Source organism: Streptomyces yerevanensis, from assembly GCF_000716805.1.
In the GTDB taxonomy this organism is placed as follows: domain Bacteria; phylum Actinomycetota; class Actinomycetes; order Streptomycetales; family Streptomycetaceae; genus Streptomyces; species Streptomyces flaveus.
On record NZ_JNWJ01000008.1, the window covers coordinates 221,915 to 238,644 of the forward strand.

Annotated in this window: 13 protein-coding genes; 4 read left to right on the plus strand and 9 right to left on the minus strand. The window is 69.6% G+C overall.

The window, feature by feature from the left end:
* Positions 1-34: 34 nt before the first annotated feature.
* Positions 35-2,014, plus strand: coding sequence for a heavy metal translocating P-type ATPase (locus OP79_RS10980; protein WP_033319850.1), 1,980 nt, complete (start codon positions 35-37; stop codon positions 2,012-2,014).
* Positions 2,015-2,128: 114 nt separating this feature from the next.
* Here OP79_RS10980 and OP79_RS10985 read toward each other — a convergent pair whose 3' ends face one another.
* Together OP79_RS10985 and OP79_RS10990 are read right to left on the minus strand one after the other, a co-directional pair.
* Complete coding sequence (locus OP79_RS10985; protein WP_033319851.1) at positions 2,129-2,440, minus strand: ArsR/SmtB family transcription factor; 312 nt, start codon at positions 2,438-2,440, stop codon at positions 2,129-2,131.
* A gap of 82 nt (positions 2,441-2,522) precedes the next feature.
* Positions 2,523-2,825 carry a hypothetical protein gene (locus tag OP79_RS10990; protein ID WP_033319852.1) on the minus strand — a complete coding sequence of 101 codons (303 nt, stop codon included), beginning with the start codon at positions 2,823-2,825 and terminating at the stop codon, positions 2,523-2,525.
* A 404-nt stretch (positions 2,826-3,229) separates the two neighbouring features.
* Between OP79_RS10990 and OP79_RS10995 the strand changes: the two genes are divergently transcribed.
* A complete protein-coding gene (locus tag OP79_RS10995; RefSeq protein WP_033319853.1) occupies positions 3,230-3,592 on the plus strand; it encodes a hypothetical protein in 363 nt (120 codons plus the stop codon).
* A 255-nt stretch (positions 3,593-3,847) separates the two neighbouring features.
* On the opposite strand, the gene OP79_RS11000 is transcribed toward OP79_RS10995, so the two are convergent.
* Complete coding sequence (locus OP79_RS11000; protein WP_033319854.1) at positions 3,848-5,800, minus strand: serine/threonine-protein kinase; 1,953 nt, start codon at positions 5,798-5,800, stop codon at positions 3,848-3,850.
* A 558-nt stretch (positions 5,801-6,358) separates the two neighbouring features.
* Between OP79_RS11000 and OP79_RS11005 the strand changes: the two genes are divergently transcribed.
* Positions 6,359-7,405 carry a hypothetical protein gene (locus tag OP79_RS11005; protein ID WP_033319855.1) on the plus strand — a complete coding sequence of 349 codons (1,047 nt, stop codon included), beginning with the start codon at positions 6,359-6,361 and terminating at the stop codon, positions 7,403-7,405.
* Positions 7,406-7,603: 198 nt separating this feature from the next.
* Positions 7,604-8,419: an SAM-dependent methyltransferase gene (locus OP79_RS11010; protein WP_033319856.1), complete on the plus strand. Its 816-nt coding sequence runs from the start codon at positions 7,604-7,606 to the stop codon at positions 8,417-8,419.
* 45 nt (positions 8,420-8,464) lie between these two features.
* Here the strand turns inward: OP79_RS11010 and OP79_RS11015 are convergent, their stop codons facing one another.
* The 6 genes from OP79_RS11015 to OP79_RS55230 form a co-directional block, all read right to left on the minus strand.
* Entirely contained in the window at positions 8,465-9,856 is a 1,392-nt protein-coding gene (locus tag OP79_RS11015; RefSeq protein ID WP_245685275.1) for a pectate lyase family protein, read from the minus strand.
* 21 nt (positions 9,857-9,877) lie between these two features.
* Entirely contained in the window at positions 9,878-11,281 is a 1,404-nt protein-coding gene (sthA, locus tag OP79_RS11020; protein WP_033319857.1) for a Si-specific NAD(P)(+) transhydrogenase, read from the minus strand.
* Between the two features lie 143 nt (positions 11,282-11,424).
* Positions 11,425-14,226 carry a SpoIIE family protein phosphatase gene (locus OP79_RS11025; protein ID WP_078491714.1) on the minus strand — a complete coding sequence of 934 codons (2,802 nt, stop codon included), beginning with the start codon at positions 14,224-14,226 and terminating at the stop codon, positions 11,425-11,427.
* A gap of 147 nt (positions 14,227-14,373) precedes the next feature.
* Positions 14,374-15,189 carry an SCO2400 family protein gene (locus OP79_RS53805; RefSeq protein ID WP_425428559.1) on the minus strand — a complete coding sequence of 272 codons (816 nt, stop codon included), beginning with the start codon at positions 15,187-15,189 and terminating at the stop codon, positions 14,374-14,376.
* Complete coding sequence (locus OP79_RS58490; RefSeq protein ID WP_425428560.1) at positions 15,099-15,935, minus strand: DDE-type integrase/transposase/recombinase; 837 nt, start codon at positions 15,933-15,935, stop codon at positions 15,099-15,101. Before OP79_RS58490 ends, OP79_RS53805 begins: the two co-directional genes overlap by 91 nt.
* 9 nt (positions 15,936-15,944) lie before the next feature.
* Positions 15,945-16,103, minus strand: a complete 159-nt coding sequence (locus tag OP79_RS55230) for a hypothetical protein (protein ID WP_157857302.1) — start codon at positions 16,101-16,103, stop codon at positions 15,945-15,947.
* Between the last annotated feature and the right edge of the window lie 627 nt (positions 16,104-16,730).

Genomic DNA, 16,730 nt, shown 5'->3' on the forward strand with positions numbered 1-16,730 from the left:
GTACGCCCCCATGCGTCCCTCACGAAGGACAGTGATGACCTCCACGCTCACCCCGCCGTCGGTCGACCGGGCCGGGCCCGCGCGCGCCGGGACCGCGCCCCGGCGGCGCACCCGCATCCTGGCGCTCCCCGAGGCCCGCTGGGCTGCCGCGGCCACCGCCCTCTTCCTGCTCGCGCTGCCCCTCCAGCTGACCGGCGCCCCCGCCTGGACCTGGGGCCCGCTCTACGCGCTGGCGTACGTCACCGGTGGCTGGGAACCGGGCTGGGAGGGACTGAAGGCGCTCAAGGAGAAGACCCTCGACGTCGACCTGCTGATGATCGTCGCCGCCCTCGGAGCAGCCTCGATCGGTCAGGTGATGGACGGCGCCCTGCTGATCGTCATCTTCGCGACGTCCGGCGCGCTGGAGGCACTGGCCACCGCCCGCACCGCCGACTCGGTCCGCGGTCTGCTCGACCTGGCCCCCTCCACGGCCACCCGGCTGACTCCGGACGGCAGCGAACAGACCGTCCCCGTCGAGGAGTTGACGGTCGGCGACACCATCCTCGTACGCCCCGGAGAGCGCGTCGGCGCCGACGGCCGCGTACTGGACGGAGCGAGCGAGGTCGACCAGGCGACCATCACCGGCGAACCGCTCCCCGCGCCGAAGGAGCCCGGGGACGAGGTCTTCGCGGGCACCCTCAACGGCACCGGAGCCCTGCGGGTCCGCGTCGAGCGCGACGCCTCCGACTCGGTCATCGCCCGGATCGTGCGGATGGTGGAGGAGGCGTCCGAGACCAAGGCACCCACCCAGCTGTTCATCGAGAAGGTCGAACAGCGTTACTCGCTGGGCATGGTGGCCGCGACCCTTGCCGTGTTCCTCGTACCGCTCGCCTTCGGCGCCGAACTCGACGACTCGCTCCTGCGCGCCATGACCTTCATGATCGTGGCCTCGCCGTGCGCGGTCGTACTGGCCACCATGCCGCCGCTGCTCTCCGCGATCGCCAACGCCGGACGGCACGGCGTGCTGGTCAAGTCGGCCGTGGTGATGGAGCGGCTCGGCCAGGTGGACACGGTCGCCCTCGACAAGACCGGCACCCTGACCGAAGGCACCCCTCGCGTGACCGACGTACGGCCGCTGTCCGAATCCGGCCTGGACGAGAGCGAGTTGCTGATGCTTGCGGCGGCAGCCGAGCACCCCAGCGAACACCCGCTGGCCCGAGCGGTCGTGGACGCTGCCCGCGAGCGCGGCCTCGACCTGCCCGCCACGGAGGACTTCACGTCCGCACCCGGCGTCGGAGTGCAGGCCGTCGTCGACGGCCGCACGGTCGCGGTGGGCGCCCCGGCCCGACTGCTGGACGACGCCGGGAGCCCAGTCGTCGCGATGGCCGAGGAACTGGAGGAGTCCGGCCGTACCGCCGTCCTGGTGATGGTCGACGGTGCCCCCGCCGGAGTACTGGGCATCGCGGACCGGCTGCGCCCGGACGCCGCCGCCACCGTCGCCTCCCTCACCGCGTTGACCGGCACCGCTCCGACCCTGCTCACCGGTGACAACGCCCGGGCTGCCGCCCACCTGGCCGCCGAGGCCGGCATCGACGACGTACGCGCCGGACTGCTGCCGCAGGACAAGCTGAGCGCGGTCAAGGACATGGAGAGCGCGGGCCGCAAGGTGATGGTCGTCGGGGACGGCGTCAACGACGCGCCCGCCCTGGCCGCCGCCCACACGGGGATCGCCATGGGCCGGGCAGGCTCCGACCTCGCCCTGGAGACCGCCGACGCCGTGATCGTCCGCGACGAACTCGCCGCGGTCCCCACCACCGTCGCCCTCTCCCGCCGCGCCCGGGAGCTGGTCGTCCAGAACCTCGTCATCGCCGGTGTGTTCATCGCCGGACTCGTCATCTGGGACCTCGCCGGCACCCTGCCGCTGCCCCTCGGCGTCGCGGGCCACGAGGGCTCGACCGTCATCGTCGGCCTGAACGGACTGCGCCTGCTGCGGGAGTCGGCCTGGCAGCGGGCGGCCGGTGCGGGTACCAGTTGACGGCCGGACCCCGTTGGGACACGAGATCCGAGAGGTGTGAGCCCAGGCGCGGCGATGGCCGCCCGGCGGGAAGCCGGGCGGCCATCGGGGCGCTACGGGGCGTGCGTGCCGACGCTACTCCTGTGCGTGACGGATGGCGTCCAGCACGATGTGCGCCACGTGGTCGTCGGTCAGGGTGTACTGGGTCTCGCGGGCCTGGCGCCGGGCGGTGACGATCCGGGAGGTGCGCAGCACTCTCAGGTGCTGGGAGACCAGAGGCTGGCTCACGCCCAGGGTGGCGACCAGTTCGTGGACGTACTTCCCGCCGGTGGACAGTTCGCGCACGATGCCGAGGCGCACGGGCGAGGCCAGGGCTCGCAGCAGCTCACTGGCGGCCTGCAGGGTTTCCGCGGGCTCGCTTGCCGGAGGAGGGGAAGTCGTTGCCATATGCAGACATTAGCATGTGGCAATAATTCCCGGCGCGGCCGTGCCGCGGCCTGTCGGACCCGGCGTCACCCGGCGTCGGTCGTCAGTGGTCGTCCCAGTGTCCCTCGTGGGCGGCGTGACGGTGGCCGTCGTGCACGTAGTCGGTGTGGCCGTCGTGCGGCACGGCGACATGCCCGCAGCCCTCGCCGTGCTGGTGCTCGTGTCCTTCGTGGACGGAGTGGCCGGTGCCGTCGCACTCGTCGACGTGGTCGCCGTGCGCCCGGTGGATGTGCCCGTCGTGGGCGTAGTCGGTGTGGTCGCCGTGGGGGATGGCGACGTGACCGCAGTCCTTGCCGTGGGCGTGTGTGTGGTTCTCGTGGGTGAGGTGGTCGGTCGCGCTGGTCATGAGGGCTCCTTGCCTTGTGTCTGACGTTGCCCGACGGCTCTCGGGGGCGGCAACGCATTGCGACATTAACATATAGCGATTCCTGCATGCAGCCGTCGGATGCGCCACAGTCGGCGGCTGTCTCGATCCTCCAGGACGGGGAGTCATGACCGGGTCAAAGGGCGGTAATCGGCGCGCAGAAAGATCCAGGTCCTGGATCCTGCCGGCGAATGACCGTAACTGTCGATATCGGACGTATCGCGTCACCGTGTAACACGCCATCCGAGCGCGGCGCAGTTTCCATAAGGCGCGGAAAGCGCCCCGCATGCGTCCACGGCCGAGAATTCTCCGATGGGGAAGGCGTTCTCTGCCGTGGCTGCTCTTCCATGCCGTCGAGGCAGTGGACACGTCGGATTGGAATCCCAGTGAGTAACTTCGAACCCGTACACGAAAACCAGCAATACGATCGCAATCAGGCTCCCAGTCACCGTCACGAAAGGCCAAGAGACGGCTCCGTAGCGCGACGAGCAGCCCTGGTCATCCACACCATCGCCGATGTCGCCGCACTGTTTCTGGGACTGTGGATCTTGCTCTACCTGCTCGACGCCAACCAGGCGAACGTCTTCGTCGAGTTCGTGGAAGATGTCGCCGACTGGCTGGCGTGGTGGTCACAGGACATTTTCACGATGGACACGGAAGGGCTTCGCGTTCTCCTCAATTACGGCCTGCCTGCCGTGATCTACCTGTTGATCGGACATGGCATCGCCGCGCGGGTACGCCACCTCTGACGTAATTCATCATCCGCTCGCAGATGTGAAGAATGGGAAACCATGCGAGTGGGGATTCGAAATTGCTGAGGCGTGCCTCTCCGGTGTGACCACACGCGCCTGCGGCCGGTGCGCCGTTCCACGTACCGGCCGCGCGGAACCCGGTGGTGGGTCGGGCGCCGAAGAGGGATCCGCCGCACCAGGGAACCCGGCACGGGCTTGGCTTCTCGAAGGCGCACGCCTCGTGCAGGGCGGCTCCCGGCCCCCTCCGGGACGTCAGCGTCGAGGCAGCTTGGCGGCGGCGGACCTGGCAAGGGCGGTGGCCATCGAGCGGAGTTCGGCGGTGGGACGCTTGCCGTCGACCCGCAGGCGGAGCATCTCAACGGCTGTTTCGGCGTTCGCGCCGCTGTACTCGCGGTACTCGACGAAGACCGAGCAGGTGTCGTCCTCGGCTTCGACGATGGCGTCGTAGCCGCTGAGCCGGATGGAATCGCCGTCCGCCGCGGTCTTGGGCTGATCGCGGATGAAGCTCACCTCCGTCTCCAGGTCGTCGTCATCGCTGGACCACTCGCAGCCCCATTTCGCGACATCGATGTCCGCCGGCGCGTCGGCTTTGATGCCGGGGACGACGGACAGCGCCTTGGCGTCGAGCAGATCGCAGGCGTTCGACCAGGCCAGCGAGTCTTTCGGGTAGTTCTCGGGACGGCGGGGGATCGGTCCCTGGTTCAGCACGTCGGCCGCGCTCCGGGCGGCCGAGTCGGCGACCGTGCACAGAGTCGCGGCGCCGCCGGTCACGGTGCCGTCACCCACGTTGACGCGGATCCCTACGAGGATGCCGTCGGCCGCCCTCTCAGGCACCAGCTTCAGCTCGCACTCGTCGTCCGCCGGCTCCTCCTCCATGATGCCGATGCTTCCGATGGTTCTGTCGGGTTGCGACGACTCGGGACGTGAGCCCGGCCGGAGGTCCAGCGACACGTCGATACGGTTCTCGCCGCCGGTGTGGACGAGCACGTCACAGCGGTCGAAGTTCCCGTAATCCACGTCCACTTGGGCCTCGCCGAAGCGTCCGAGGCCGTGGGCAGTGGTGTCGGTCAGGGTGCACAGGTCGGCGGTGCGGGGATCGCCGATCAGGGACTGCCCTGAGACCTTTCCTGAGCCGTTCGAGGCGTCGTCCGTGGGACGGCTCTGGCCTGCCTGGTCGGTGGCATGCGTGTCGCCGCCCTCGTCATCGGGGAGTAGGACAAGGCCCAGGACCAGGGCGGCACTGATACCGAGGGCCGCGGCGAGCAGTGGCAGGCGCCGCCGCCCGCTCCCGGTCGGCTTGTCCTCGAGAGTCCGCTCGCCGGCATCCTGCTCGGACCCGGCGATGGCCGCCAGGAGCCGCTTGACCTCGGTCGCTTCGGGGCGTTGCCGTGGATCACGCTGGAGCATGGCGGTCAGTACGGGATACAGCGCTCCCACGGCCTCGGCGTCCATCTCGACGACGCCCCGCTCGGCCTTCCAGTGCGTCAGGCGCTCGGTGTCCGGGCCGTCGACTCCTTCCTGCTCGTGCTCATCGTCCCCATCGGACGTGTTGCCGCGCGGCGGCGAACCGGTGACCAGCGCGTAGAGCGTGGCGCCCAGGCAGAACACGTCCGAGGCCGGCCGGGGGATGTTCCCCCGGGCCAGCTCGGGGGCGGCGTAGGCCGGAGTGAAGCTGGACGGGCCGTTGGCCGTGACGGTTTCGGTGCCGCCGGCCCGGTGGGCGGCACCGAAGTCCAGCAGCTTCGCGGTGCCGCGTCCGGTGAGGCCGATGTTGGCGGGCTTGATGTCGCAGTGCACGATGCCCGCCTGGTGCAGGGCGGCGAGTGCGTCGGCGAGCTGGGCACCGATGCGGGCCGCCCGCTGGGGAGACATCGGCGGCTCCCGGTCCAGGCCGCCGCCAGGCACGTACTCCATGATGAACCAGTACGTGTCCTCTCCGTCCCCGCTCCCCTCCCCGTCTTCCGGCACGGTCACGACGTCGAACAGGGTCACGACGTGGGGATGATCGCGGAACTTGGCCATGGCGCGCGGCTCGCCCAGCAGCCGACGTACCGCGGTCTCGCGGTCGCCCTCGATCCGCTCCGGTTTCAGCGCGACGTCCTGCCCGACCACCTTGTCGTGGGCCAGCCACACATCACCGCTCCGCCCTGCGCCGATGACCTCCTTGAGGACATAGCGGCCGGCGAACTCGTCTCCACGACGCACGGTTCTCCCCTCATCTCGATCCAGAACGCGCGCGGCCCCCTGGCCGCGCGCGTTCTGATCCCGAACCTACTGCGTACCGGCGGGGTTACGCAGGGTCTCCCCCGACCCTCCATCAGGCGCCCTTATGTGTAGAGGCGGTGAGGTCGATGGTGCCCGAGGTGACTGTGCCCCATGAAAGGGCGTCAGAAGCTGACGCAGCACTTCACGCCCGGGAAAGGGGCGAGAATTCGCCACCGACGCCTTCTCCTTTTCGTACGCGTATCTCCCTCTTCTCCCTGCGTACGCGGACCGCCGACGCCGCTGTCACCGCACAGGCGCCGCGACGACGGCGCCGCCGTCACCCGTACGGAGTAATCCGGCAGGTGTGGCACGGCGTGCGATGTCCGCACCAGGCGGGCCACCGAGCCGTGCGGTGCCGCCCCGCCGAATGCCGCTCGCCGGGCGTTCGCGGTGGGGGTCTCGCAGGATGGTTTCGATTGCCGGCCGTGGAAGGCCGACGAGCAGCCGTTTCCCGCGTGCGGCGGACAGCCGCCCGATCCCCCACTCAGGGAGTAGCACATGGCAGTGATGACACAGGCGCTGGCACCGGCGCTGGAAGATGCCCGGCAGACCCATGCCGCAGTCGCCGACCGGTTCCGGGCGGATGTGACGGTCACGCCTCCGGGTCCGTACCGCCAGATGCTGGAGCGCCAGGTCGCCGAGGTCCTGGACAGCCTTCAGCGGATCGAGCACCACGTACGCGAAACGCGTCGGCGCAGCCTGCTCGGCAGCACGGTCGACATGGCGGCGCTCGTCTCCCGCAGCGCCCTGCGCACGGCCATGCTGCCGCTGACGATCGGCTCGTCGCTCCTGACCGGGCTGCTGCGCGGTCCGGCCGATGAGCGGCGGCTGCTGAAGAACGCCGAGAACGAGTTCACGGCCGCGGCCCGGGCGCTGGCCGCGTCCCGGGCCGGGGAGAGCATCGCCGAAGAGATCCAGGACCAGGCCGCCGCCGACCTGCTCGGTTCGCTGCGCCGCCTGGACCAGGAGCTGCTGCAGACGCTGGAGGACAGCGTCGCCGCGCACGCGCGAGCGGTGGCGGCCGCGGGCAATGGCTTCGGCCCGCAGCACGACGGCAGCGTGCGAGACGAGCTCATGCACGTGGTGCGGACGACTGTCGACCGGCTACGGGATGCCGTCCAGACCAGCGGCCGGCAGACCAGGTCCGCCGCCGAGGGCGTGGTCCGCGAGATGCCGGGAGTGACCCGGATGGCCGAGGAGGTACAGGGCGCGGTGACCCGGGAGGAGGACCTGCCGATCGCCGGGTACGGCCGACTCGGCCTCGACGAGATCAAGAAGCGGCTGCGCCCGCTGTCACAGTCCGACCTGACGGTGATCGAGGGCTACGAGCGGGCCCACGCGAACCGGGACGCGGTCCTGGACGCGATCGAGCAACTGCGCGGCAGCGAACCGTGGTCCGGCTACGACACCATGGACCCCAGCCAGATCATGGCCAAGCTGCAGAACGTTTCCCTGGGCATGGCCCGCCAGGTGGCGGAGTACGAGCAGCGCCACCGCCGACGCGAGCCGGTCATCTCCGCCGCCCAGTCACGCGTCCCCCTGTAACCCCCGACGGACGCCGACAACGGACCGCCTCCTGCCTCGCCGGCAGGAGGCGGTCATGCGAGGTGACGCGCTCGGTACGGCGACGGGTGTCCTGGTACTCATGCCCTTTGAACCCGGCAAAGTGCCGGTGGAACGCGGGCAGTTGACTCTACGTTGGATGCCCAAGGCCAATGAGGTTCCCCAGAAGGAGGCTGAACGGTGACGCAGGACTCGTCCGCCCCCGACACCGCGGCGTCAGCGAAGATCGACTCGGCGGTGCCGCATTCGGCCCGGATCTGGAACTACTGGCTCGGCGGCAAGGACAACTACCCCGTCGACGAGGAAGCCGGTGACGCGTTCCGCGAGGTCTTCCCCGGCATCACCGACCTCGCCCGCGACTCACGGGCTTTCCTCGGCCGCGCCGTGCGTCACCTGGCCGGTGAGGCCGGGATCCGCCAGTTCCTCGACATCGGCACGGGCCTGCCCACGGCGGACAACACCCATGAGATCGCCCAGCGGGTGGCTCCCGACGCCCGCATTGTCTACGTCGACAACGACCCCCTGGTCCTGGCCCATGCCCAGGCACTGCTGACCAGCACCCGTGAGGGAGTGACCGACTACATCGACGCGGATCTGCACGACCCGGGCGCCGTGCTGCGGGAAGCGGCCCGCACTCTCGACCTGTCGCAGCCGGTCGCACTCACACTGATGCAGGTCAGCGGGCACATCGCCGACTACGGCGAAGCGCGGTCCATCGTCAGCACACTCATGGCGGCGCTGCCCTCCGGCAGCTACTTCGCGTTCAACGACAGCGTGGACACCAACCAGGCCAACGCCGAAGCCACCCGCCTCTACAACGAGAGCGGCGCAGCCCCGTACCACCTGCGCAGTCCGCAGCAACTGGCGGGCTTCTTCGACGGCCTGGAGCTGCTGGAGCCCGGTGTCGTACCCATCACCGACTGGCGCCCCGACCCCACGACGGCCGGCACTGCCGGCGAGGTGATCGCCCTGGGCGGCGTCGCCCGAAAGCCCTGAAGCCGTACGTCCCCATGAAACGGCGCGGTGGCGCTCCCGCTCTGTTCAGCGGTGGCGGGGGCCGGAGTGGTTCAGGACGTGCCACCACACCGCGGCCGGCGACCTCAGCGGACGGTACGGGTAGACGTCGGCGGGCGCCCAGCCGGTGTCGGTCGTGAACCCGTCGGCCGCCTCGGCCGCCGCCGCGGCGTCGAGTCCGGCCGGGCGGCCGTTCAGCCAGGAACCCGTGTCCCTGAAGCGCGTACCCCCGTAGATCGCCACCACCAGGGCAGAGCTCGCATCAGGGCCCTCGTACAGGAATACGTTCCTCTCGGAGACCATCGCGGACTCCACCCCGATGCCGAGCGCGTACCCGGTGCCCCCGGCCCGGCCCCGGTAGACGTTGTTGACCACGTGCACCTGCCCGAAGCGGACGCGCGGAGCGCGCTGTGCGATGTCGGTGAACAGGTTGCGGACGAAGGTGACCTTCAGATGCCCGCGGTCGCGGTCGCCCCGCCCGTCACCTGACCCGATGAGGACCGCCTTGTCGTGGTCGGTGAACCGGCTGTCGGACACCGTGATGAAGTCCGAACCGTCCTCGATGTCCAGCAGCCCGTCGTGCCGCTGCACCCGCTCGCCGTGGAAGCCGGGCGGTGCCGTGCGATCCGGGTAGCGGCCGTCGGTGAACGTGCAGTGGTCGATCCAGATGTTCCTGCCGGTGATCACCGCCAGGGCGTCGAAGCGGGCGTTCCAGCTGCCCTGTTCCCCGTCGTCCGGCGACCAGGTGGTGAAGTGGTCGACGGGCGCTTCGAGGGTCAGGTCGCGGATCACGATGTTGGTGCCGGTGTTGACGCTCAGGAAAACTCCGAGCAGACGGGCGTCGCCTCCCGTGCCGATGAGCGTGGTGTTGCTCGGCACGGTCAGCTGGATCTGCTGCTTCTCCTTGTTCGAACCGGTCTGCCGCAGGATCCGCTGCTGCTTGCAGTAGTCGTAGCGGGTGTCGGACCACTCGGCGCCGTCCTCGCCGAAGCACGACATGTACTTCGCCAGGTCGTAGCCGGGAGCGTAGTCCTGCTCACCGAGCAGCGTGCCGTCGCCGGCCTCATGGCCGCTGATGTCTCCCTCGACCCGGATGACCTTGGGCGCGGTCGCCTCGCCGCGGTTGGCCAGCGCCTCCTTCAGCTCCACACGCGTCGACACCGTCCACATCGATTCCGGCCCGGCGCCCGCGCCCCCGGTGGTGCCGCCGTTGACGGAAGCCCAGCCGACCGGGCCCGCGTCACGGGATCCGGAGGCGGTCGCGGGGCCCGCCGGCAGCAGGGCACAGGCCAACAGGAGGGCTACGACAAGGCTTCTGCATACGCGGCCCGCGGGTACGGCCGCGCGGACAAGACCCCACGAGCGTAAGTGACTCGAATCGGACGCCGTCATCGACGCGATCTCCTCCTCATCAGTCACTGATCCTCATCAGTCCCTGAATCAATCCCTCAGCCGGTCGATCTGCCGGATCTTGTTCGTCGCGTCCAGGGCGGCGACTTTGTAGGACTCCGCGAGGGTGGGGTAGTTGAACACCGCGTCGACCAGGTAGTCGACCGTGCCGCCGCAGCCCATCACGGACTGCCCGATGTGGATCAGCTCGGTGGCCCCGGTGCCGAAGCAGTGCACGCCGAGGAGCCTGCGGTCCTCCGGCGAGACGAGCAGTTTGAGCATGCCGTGCGAGTCGCCGATGATCTGCCCCCGGGCCAGCTCGCGATAGCGGGAGATGCCGACCTCGTACGGCACGGAATCCTCGGTGAGCTGGTCCTCGGTCCGCCCGATGAAGCTGATCTCCGGGATGGTGTAGATGCCGATCGGCTGGAGGTCGTGCATCTGGTTCACCGGCTCGCCACAGGCGTGGTACGCCGCCGTACGTCCCTGTTCCATCGAGGTCGCGGCCAGCGCCGGGAAGCCGATGACGTCGCCGACGGCGTAGATGTGCGGCACCTCGGTGCGGTAGTGCTCGTCGACCTTGATCCGGCCGCGCCGGTCGGCGGACAGCCCGGCCTTGTCGAGTTCGAGGTCGTCGGTGAGGCCCTGGCGGCCCGCGGAGTACATCACGGCGTCCGCGGGTATCTTCTTGCCGCTCTCCAGGACGGTGAGCGTGCCCCGCGGATGACGTTCGACCGCGGCGACGGTCTCCCCGAACCGGAAGGTGACGGCCAGGTCCCGCAGCTGGTACTTCAGCGACTCGATCACCTCGACGTCGCAGAAGTCGAGCATCCCGGGCCGCTGCTCGACCACGGTGACCTTGCTGCCGAGAGCGGCGAACATGGAGGCGTACTCCATGCCGATCACCCCGGCACCGACGATGACCATGGAACGTGGCACCCGTTCCAGATTGAGGACGTTGTCCGAATCGATGATCGTCCGCTCGTCGAACTCGACGCTGGTCGGCCGGGCGGGGCGGGTGCCGGTGGCGATGACGATGTGCTCGGCGCTCAACAGCCGTTCGTGGCCGGTCACTTCGCGCAGCGCGACGGTGTGGTCGTCGACGAAACAGCCGGTGCCGGCGAAGAGAGAGACGTGGTTGCGGGAGAGCTGGCTGCGGATGACATCGACCTCACGGCCCACCACATGCTGGGTGCGCGCGGTCAGGTCGGCGACGGTGATGTCCTCCTTGAGACGGTAGCTCTGGCCGTACAGATCACGCTGGGTGAGGCCGGTCAGATACAGGACCGCCTCACGCAGTGTCTTGGAGGGGATGGTCCCGGTGTGGATGGAGACCCCGCCGACCATGTTGGGGCGGTCGATGACGGCGACCCGGCGGCCGAGCTTGGCAGCGGCGATGGCGGCCTTCTGGCCGCCCGGACCGGATCCGATGACGAGTATGTCGAAGTCGGGCACCTGCGGAGTCTGACAGCTGAAGGGCCCCGCCCGGAAGGGTGGACAGCCATGTCCGGGACCAACTGCGGGTCCCTGCACTGAAATTGCCCCCGCTCACGGGGCGAACAACCGGCCCCGGACGCTCTGCGACCGGTTCCCGGTTCTCAGGGCAGCGGCTGTTCCGCCCAGATGATCTTGCCAGTGGGGGTGTAGCGGGTGCCCCAGCGTTCGGCGAGCTGCGCGACGAGGAACAGGCCGCGCCCGCCCTCGTCGGTGGTGGCCGCATAACGCAGATGGGGTGAGGTGCTGCTGCTGTCGAAGACCTCGCAGACCAGGCTCCGGTCGCGCAGCATACGGACACGGACGGGGCCGCTGCTGTAACGGATCGCATTGGTGACCAGCTCGCTCAGTATCAGCTCCGTCGCGAACGCCAAGTCGTCCAGCCCCCACTGAGCGAGCTGCCGGGTGACCGATTCGCGTACGTCGGAAACGGCCGCCGGGTCGGAGGGTACCTGCCAGTCGGCGATCCGGTCCGCCGACAGCGCACTGGTACGGGCCACGAGCAAGGCGATGTCATCGCTCTGCCGAGCCGGAAGCATCGCGTCGAGTACGACCCGGCAGGTGTCCTCCGGCGACCTGTCGGCCCCGGCCAGCGCGGTGCGCAGCAGCTCGAGCCCGACGTCGATGTCCCGTTCCCGGTCCTCGACAAGCCCGTCCGTGTACAGAACGAGACGGCTGCCCTCGGCCAGCTCGAGATCGGCCGTCTCGAACGGCAGGCCGCCGAGCCCGAGCGGGAGACCCGCCGGAACCTCGAGGAACTCGACGCTGCCGTCGGGCCGGATCAGCGCCGGCTGCGGGTGGCCTGCGCGGGCCACACTGCACTGCCGGGAGACCGGATCATAGATCGCGTACAGACAGGTGGCGCCGGTGATCACGGCACCGCTGTCCTCCGCTTCGTCCTGATCGATGCGACCCACCAACTCGTCGAGAAGCCCGAGGAGTTCATGGGGCGGCAGATCCAGGGCGGAGAAATTGTGCACCGCGGTACGCAACCGCCCCATCGTGGCCGCGGCGTGCAGACCGTGGCCGACGACATCGCCCACGACCAGTGCGACCCGGGCGCCGGGCAGCGGCAGCACATCGAACCAGTCCCCGCCCACCCCCGCCTGCGCGGGAAGATAGCGGTAGGCGACATCCAGCGCATTCTGCTCGGGCAGGTTGCGCGGCAGCAGACTTCGTTGCAGCGTCTCGGCCATCGTGTGCTCGCGGGTGTAGCGGCGCGCGTTGTCGATGGAGACCGCGGCCCGGGCGACCAGTTCCTCGGCCAGGGCCACCTCCTCCGTGTCGAAGGGCTCCGGCTTCTGAGAGCGCCAGAAGTTGGCCACGCCCAGCACCAGGCCTCCCACCCGCAGGGGGACCGTGATCAGCGAGTGGATTCCGTACGCGACGACCTGCTCGGTGCGTTCCAGATCCTGGGCCTGCCACCCGGGGGCGTCCTTGAGGTTCGGCTCGACGACAGCCTGGCCGGTGCTGAGGCTACGGGCCTGGGGTGAGGAAGCGACGAATCTGATGCGCTCGCCCACCGGGTGCAGAGGGGCGTCCTTACGGATTCCGGTGAACGCTGTGCGGCGCAGATCGCTGACATTGTTCGGCTCCTCCCCGTTCAGCACGGCGTCGGCCAGGTCCACGGTGACGAAGTCCGCGAACCGCGGGACGGCCACCTCCGCCAGCTCTCCGGCGGTGCGAGCGACGTCCAGGCCCGTGCCGATGCCGACCCCGGCGTCGTAGAGCAGTTTGAGGCGTTCACGTGCCATCTCGGCCCGTCCGGACAAGGCGCGCAGATCAGTCGTATCGCGGAGCGTCGCGACGCTTCCGGGTGGGCCCCCTTGACGGTCCGTGGGCCGCTGGTTGATCGCCAGCAGCCGGTCTCCGACCGGGTGCACCTCGTCCGTGGCGACGCGTCCCGAGGCCAGGAGCCCGGCGGTGTCCGCGTCAAGACCGAGTTCGAGAACCTGCCGGCCCTCGGCGTCGGCGGGCAGGCCGAGCAGCTGCCGGGCCTCGTCATTGGCGAGCACCAACCGCCCCGAACCGCTGACGATGATCACTCCCTCTCGGACGGCGTGCAGCACGGCGTCATGGTGCTCGTACATCCGGGTCATCTCGTACGGACCCAGACCACGGGTCTGGCGCAGCAGTCGTCTGCTCACCAGCGCTGTACCCGCCGTGGACAGGCCGAGTGCCGCGGCCGCGGCCGTGAGGAGGATCGGCAGCTGCCGATCCGCGACGCCACCCACATTGGCGGTCGTGATACCGGCCGACACCAGTCCCACGACCGATCCGTCGGGAGCCTTGACCGGAACCACGGCCTGCACCAGCGGCCCGATGGTTCCCTCGATCTCCTCGGTGATGGAACGGCCGGCCAGCGCGGGTTCCACGGTCCCGACGAACTTCTTGCCGATCCTGTCCGGTTTCGGGTGCGTATAGCGGGTCCCGTCGATGTTCATCACAACGATGAAGTCCACCTTTGACCGCACGCGTGCGGCTTCGGCACGCGGCTGGAGCACAGCTGTGGGGTCGGAACCACGCAATGCCTCGCGCAGACCCGGGGCATTGGCGAACGTCTCGGCAACGGCGAGCGAACGGTTGCGGGCTTCCTCTGTGCTGTCGTATCGCACTTGCAGCACCAGCGCCACCACCGCGGCCACGACCAGCATCAGTACGATCACGACCTGCAGTACGAAGACCTGCCCGGCGACGCTGCGCCCGCTCAACGCCGACCTGAACCTGTCGGCCGGCTTCCGCCGGGGCCCGTCCGCAGGTGGCCCTTGCTCTTCGCCAGGCCCGTGCGATACCTGCCGCGCTCGCTGCTCATGTGTCCGGCGAGCACCGGAACGCCGGAGCCGTGCGCGCAGACCGTTGGCAGGGGAGGTCGACTGAGCCTGGGATCGACCCAAGTGGCGGAGCATGCGCCCATGTCTACACTCCACGATGCCAGGGGGCGAGGGTGTCACGCGCTGCGACAGCCGTGGCCTCGGTCACGCTGCTGAGGCCAGATGGACTTGAGGCCCGGGCATGAGCTCTCCGAGGACACAGGGGAGCGAGGTGCCGCGTGCTCAGCCAATGCACACCACGAGCAGACAGATCTCCGCCGGGGACGTCGCGGCAGGGGAAGGGCTGGGCTGGGTGGCCTCGGAGGACGTTCCCGAATCCGTGCCGTCGTCGGCCGGCTGCTGCTCCGCTGTCCTGCCGGTGCCGCCCTGGTCCGGCTCGGGGGAGGTCGGTGAGTCGGTCTGCGGCTGCGCGACCGACGTCGCCGGCGCCGCCGGATCTGGTTGAGCAGGGGCTGCGGCGTCGGGCCGGGTGATCGTCCGCGTCGTGCGGCGCAGGGGGGCGGGGGACTTCTCACGCGGCAGGTCGGCCGCGGGATGTCGTACGGGGGGAGTCGTGCGCGAAGACCGGCGGGTATCGGGCTGGGTCGGTGCCGGAAGCGTGGGCAGTGCTTGCGGTTCCTCCGGGACGCCCTTGTAGGTGCCGTTTTTGTTCGTGTCGTCCGGAGCCGTTGCTTCCTGGGCTCGGTCGGTGGAGGGCCGGTCCAGCGCGGCGACGGTCAAGCCGCCCCCGACGAGTGCGACAGCGGTCGCGACCACGGCCCGGCGTTTGTTCTTCTTCCATCGTGCCAGCTGGCGACGCCGCGCTGCCCGCCCCTGTGGCGCGGCCTCCAGGTCACCGGAAGGGCCGGTGTGCGGGACCTCATCCGTGCCGTCGCCGCCCGCTGCCTCGTCACGAAGATCGCTACCGTGCTGCGTCCGGGAGGCCGTGAACCATTGCGACGTTACGGTCACCGCCGTTTCGGTCGTCGTCGGCAGGGCGCGACCTTCGACCGCTGGGGGAGCGATGTCCGGGGCGTACGCGCCGCACCCGGGACACACGAGGGCGCCGTTGAGATGCCGGTGACACGAGGAGCAATAGTCCATGTGCGGTCTTCCTGAGTTGACGTGCCGTCGACCCGCCGGGCTGCGGCCCGGGAAAGGTCGCACGCGAGATCGAGCCGCAGCAACGCTAACGGGGCTGCAGAAAGGCTGTGTGCAGCCCATGTGGCACTCCTGCACAGATTCTCCGGAAGGCGCGTGCGCGGTGTGTGGTCGGGGCTGGGTGGTTGGCGGGGCTTTGCTGGATTGCGTGGTTTGAGGGGGGTGTTCCGGTGCCGGCGGGCTGCTTTGCGTGCATGCTGGTGCTGGCCGGCGCGGTGGTTGCGGGGGCTCTGACCCGGGATCCGGCTTCTGACACGTACCCGGCTTCCGGCGTGCACGCGGCGTCGCGGTGCGGGCGGCGGCCCGGCCGGTCCAGGGGTTCGTGTCGAGCAACTCCCGTTTGATGGTGACGAAGAGCGACTCGGCGAGCGCGTTGTCGAGCACTGCCCGGTACGGCCGACGGACAGGTGGACGCCGAACTCCGTTGCCAGAGTGGCGAATTGTTGGCTGGTGTACTGCCACGGTCCGAGTGAAAGATCACCGGGCCGGGTGGGACGACGCTGTCGGCAGGCCGCCGTGAGGGCGTCGGCGACCAGATCGGTTCGCAGGTGATCGGCCGTCGCCCAGCCGATGACCCGGCGGGAGGCGATGTCGATGACGGTGGCCGGATCGAGCCAGCCCTCCTCGGTCGGGACATAGGTGATGTCGCCGCATCAGCGGCTGTCGACGGCGGCTGGGTCGGGTCCGAACTGCCGCAAGACGAGGTCGGGCCGGGTGGCGGCGCGAGGGTCGGGGATGGTGGTCAGGTGCCGTCGTCTGCGGTAGCGGCCCTGCAGGCCCGCCGCCCGCGTGGCGGCGTCCGCAGACAGCACCCTCGCGTTTCAGCACGGTGTGGATGCGTGGAGCGCCGTAGGGGCCGCGCAACTTGGCGTGGACCTCGGCGATCTGCCCGGTCAGCTCGGCGTCACGGACCGCCCGCGCGCCGGGCTTGGCGGTGCGGCGGGCGTAGAAGGCAGTCCGGGAGACCTTGAGCAGTTCACACGCGTGCTTGACGTTGTGACCGTCTCGCTTCTCCGCCTCGATGAACGGTGCACTGTCACCGGGTCTCCTTCGCGAAGAAGGCCCTGGCCCGCTTGAGGATGCCGACGTCATCGTGCAGCCGGCGGTTCTCCCGCCGCAGCGCGGCCGGCTCCTCGCGTTCACTGCCAGAACCCCTGATCTCGGATGTCCGTCAAAGCGGATCAAGCCCACAGGCAGACGGGGCCGGTTGTTGGGACAGCCTCCGGTCTCCTGGCTCAGTCACCGCCCGCCAGGATCGGTCGACGGCTCCTCTGCCGCCCTGATCCGGTTCCGCGTCTCATGCTCAGGGCTTGGTGGGCACCTGATGTCCGACGGCCTACGCCGGGTCAGCGGGCGAATGTCTCGGTCAGGCGCACGCTGTAGCCGTCTTCTTCCATCAGGACGACCGTGACACCGAAGGGGGAGGGGTGGTCCAGCTC

What these genes read in the sequence shown, in the direction of transcription:
- OP79_RS10980 (WP_033319850.1), top strand. Translation starts at nt 35, where the DNA reads ATGACCTCCACGCTCACCCCGCCGTCGGTCGACCGGGCCGGGCCCGCG.
- OP79_RS10985 (WP_033319851.1), bottom strand. Translation starts at nt 2,440, where the DNA reads ATGGCAACGACTTCCCCTCCTCCGGCAAGCGAGCCCGCGGAAACCCTG.
- OP79_RS10990 (WP_033319852.1), bottom strand. Translation starts at nt 2,825, where the DNA reads ATGACCAGCGCGACCGACCACCTCACCCACGAGAACCACACACACGCC.
- OP79_RS11005 (WP_033319855.1), top strand. Translation starts at nt 6,359, where the DNA reads ATGGCAGTGATGACACAGGCGCTGGCACCGGCGCTGGAAGATGCCCGG.
- OP79_RS11025 (WP_078491714.1), bottom strand. Translation starts at nt 14,226, where the DNA reads ATGCTCCGCCACTTGGGTCGATCCCAGGCTCAGTCGACCTCCCCTGCC.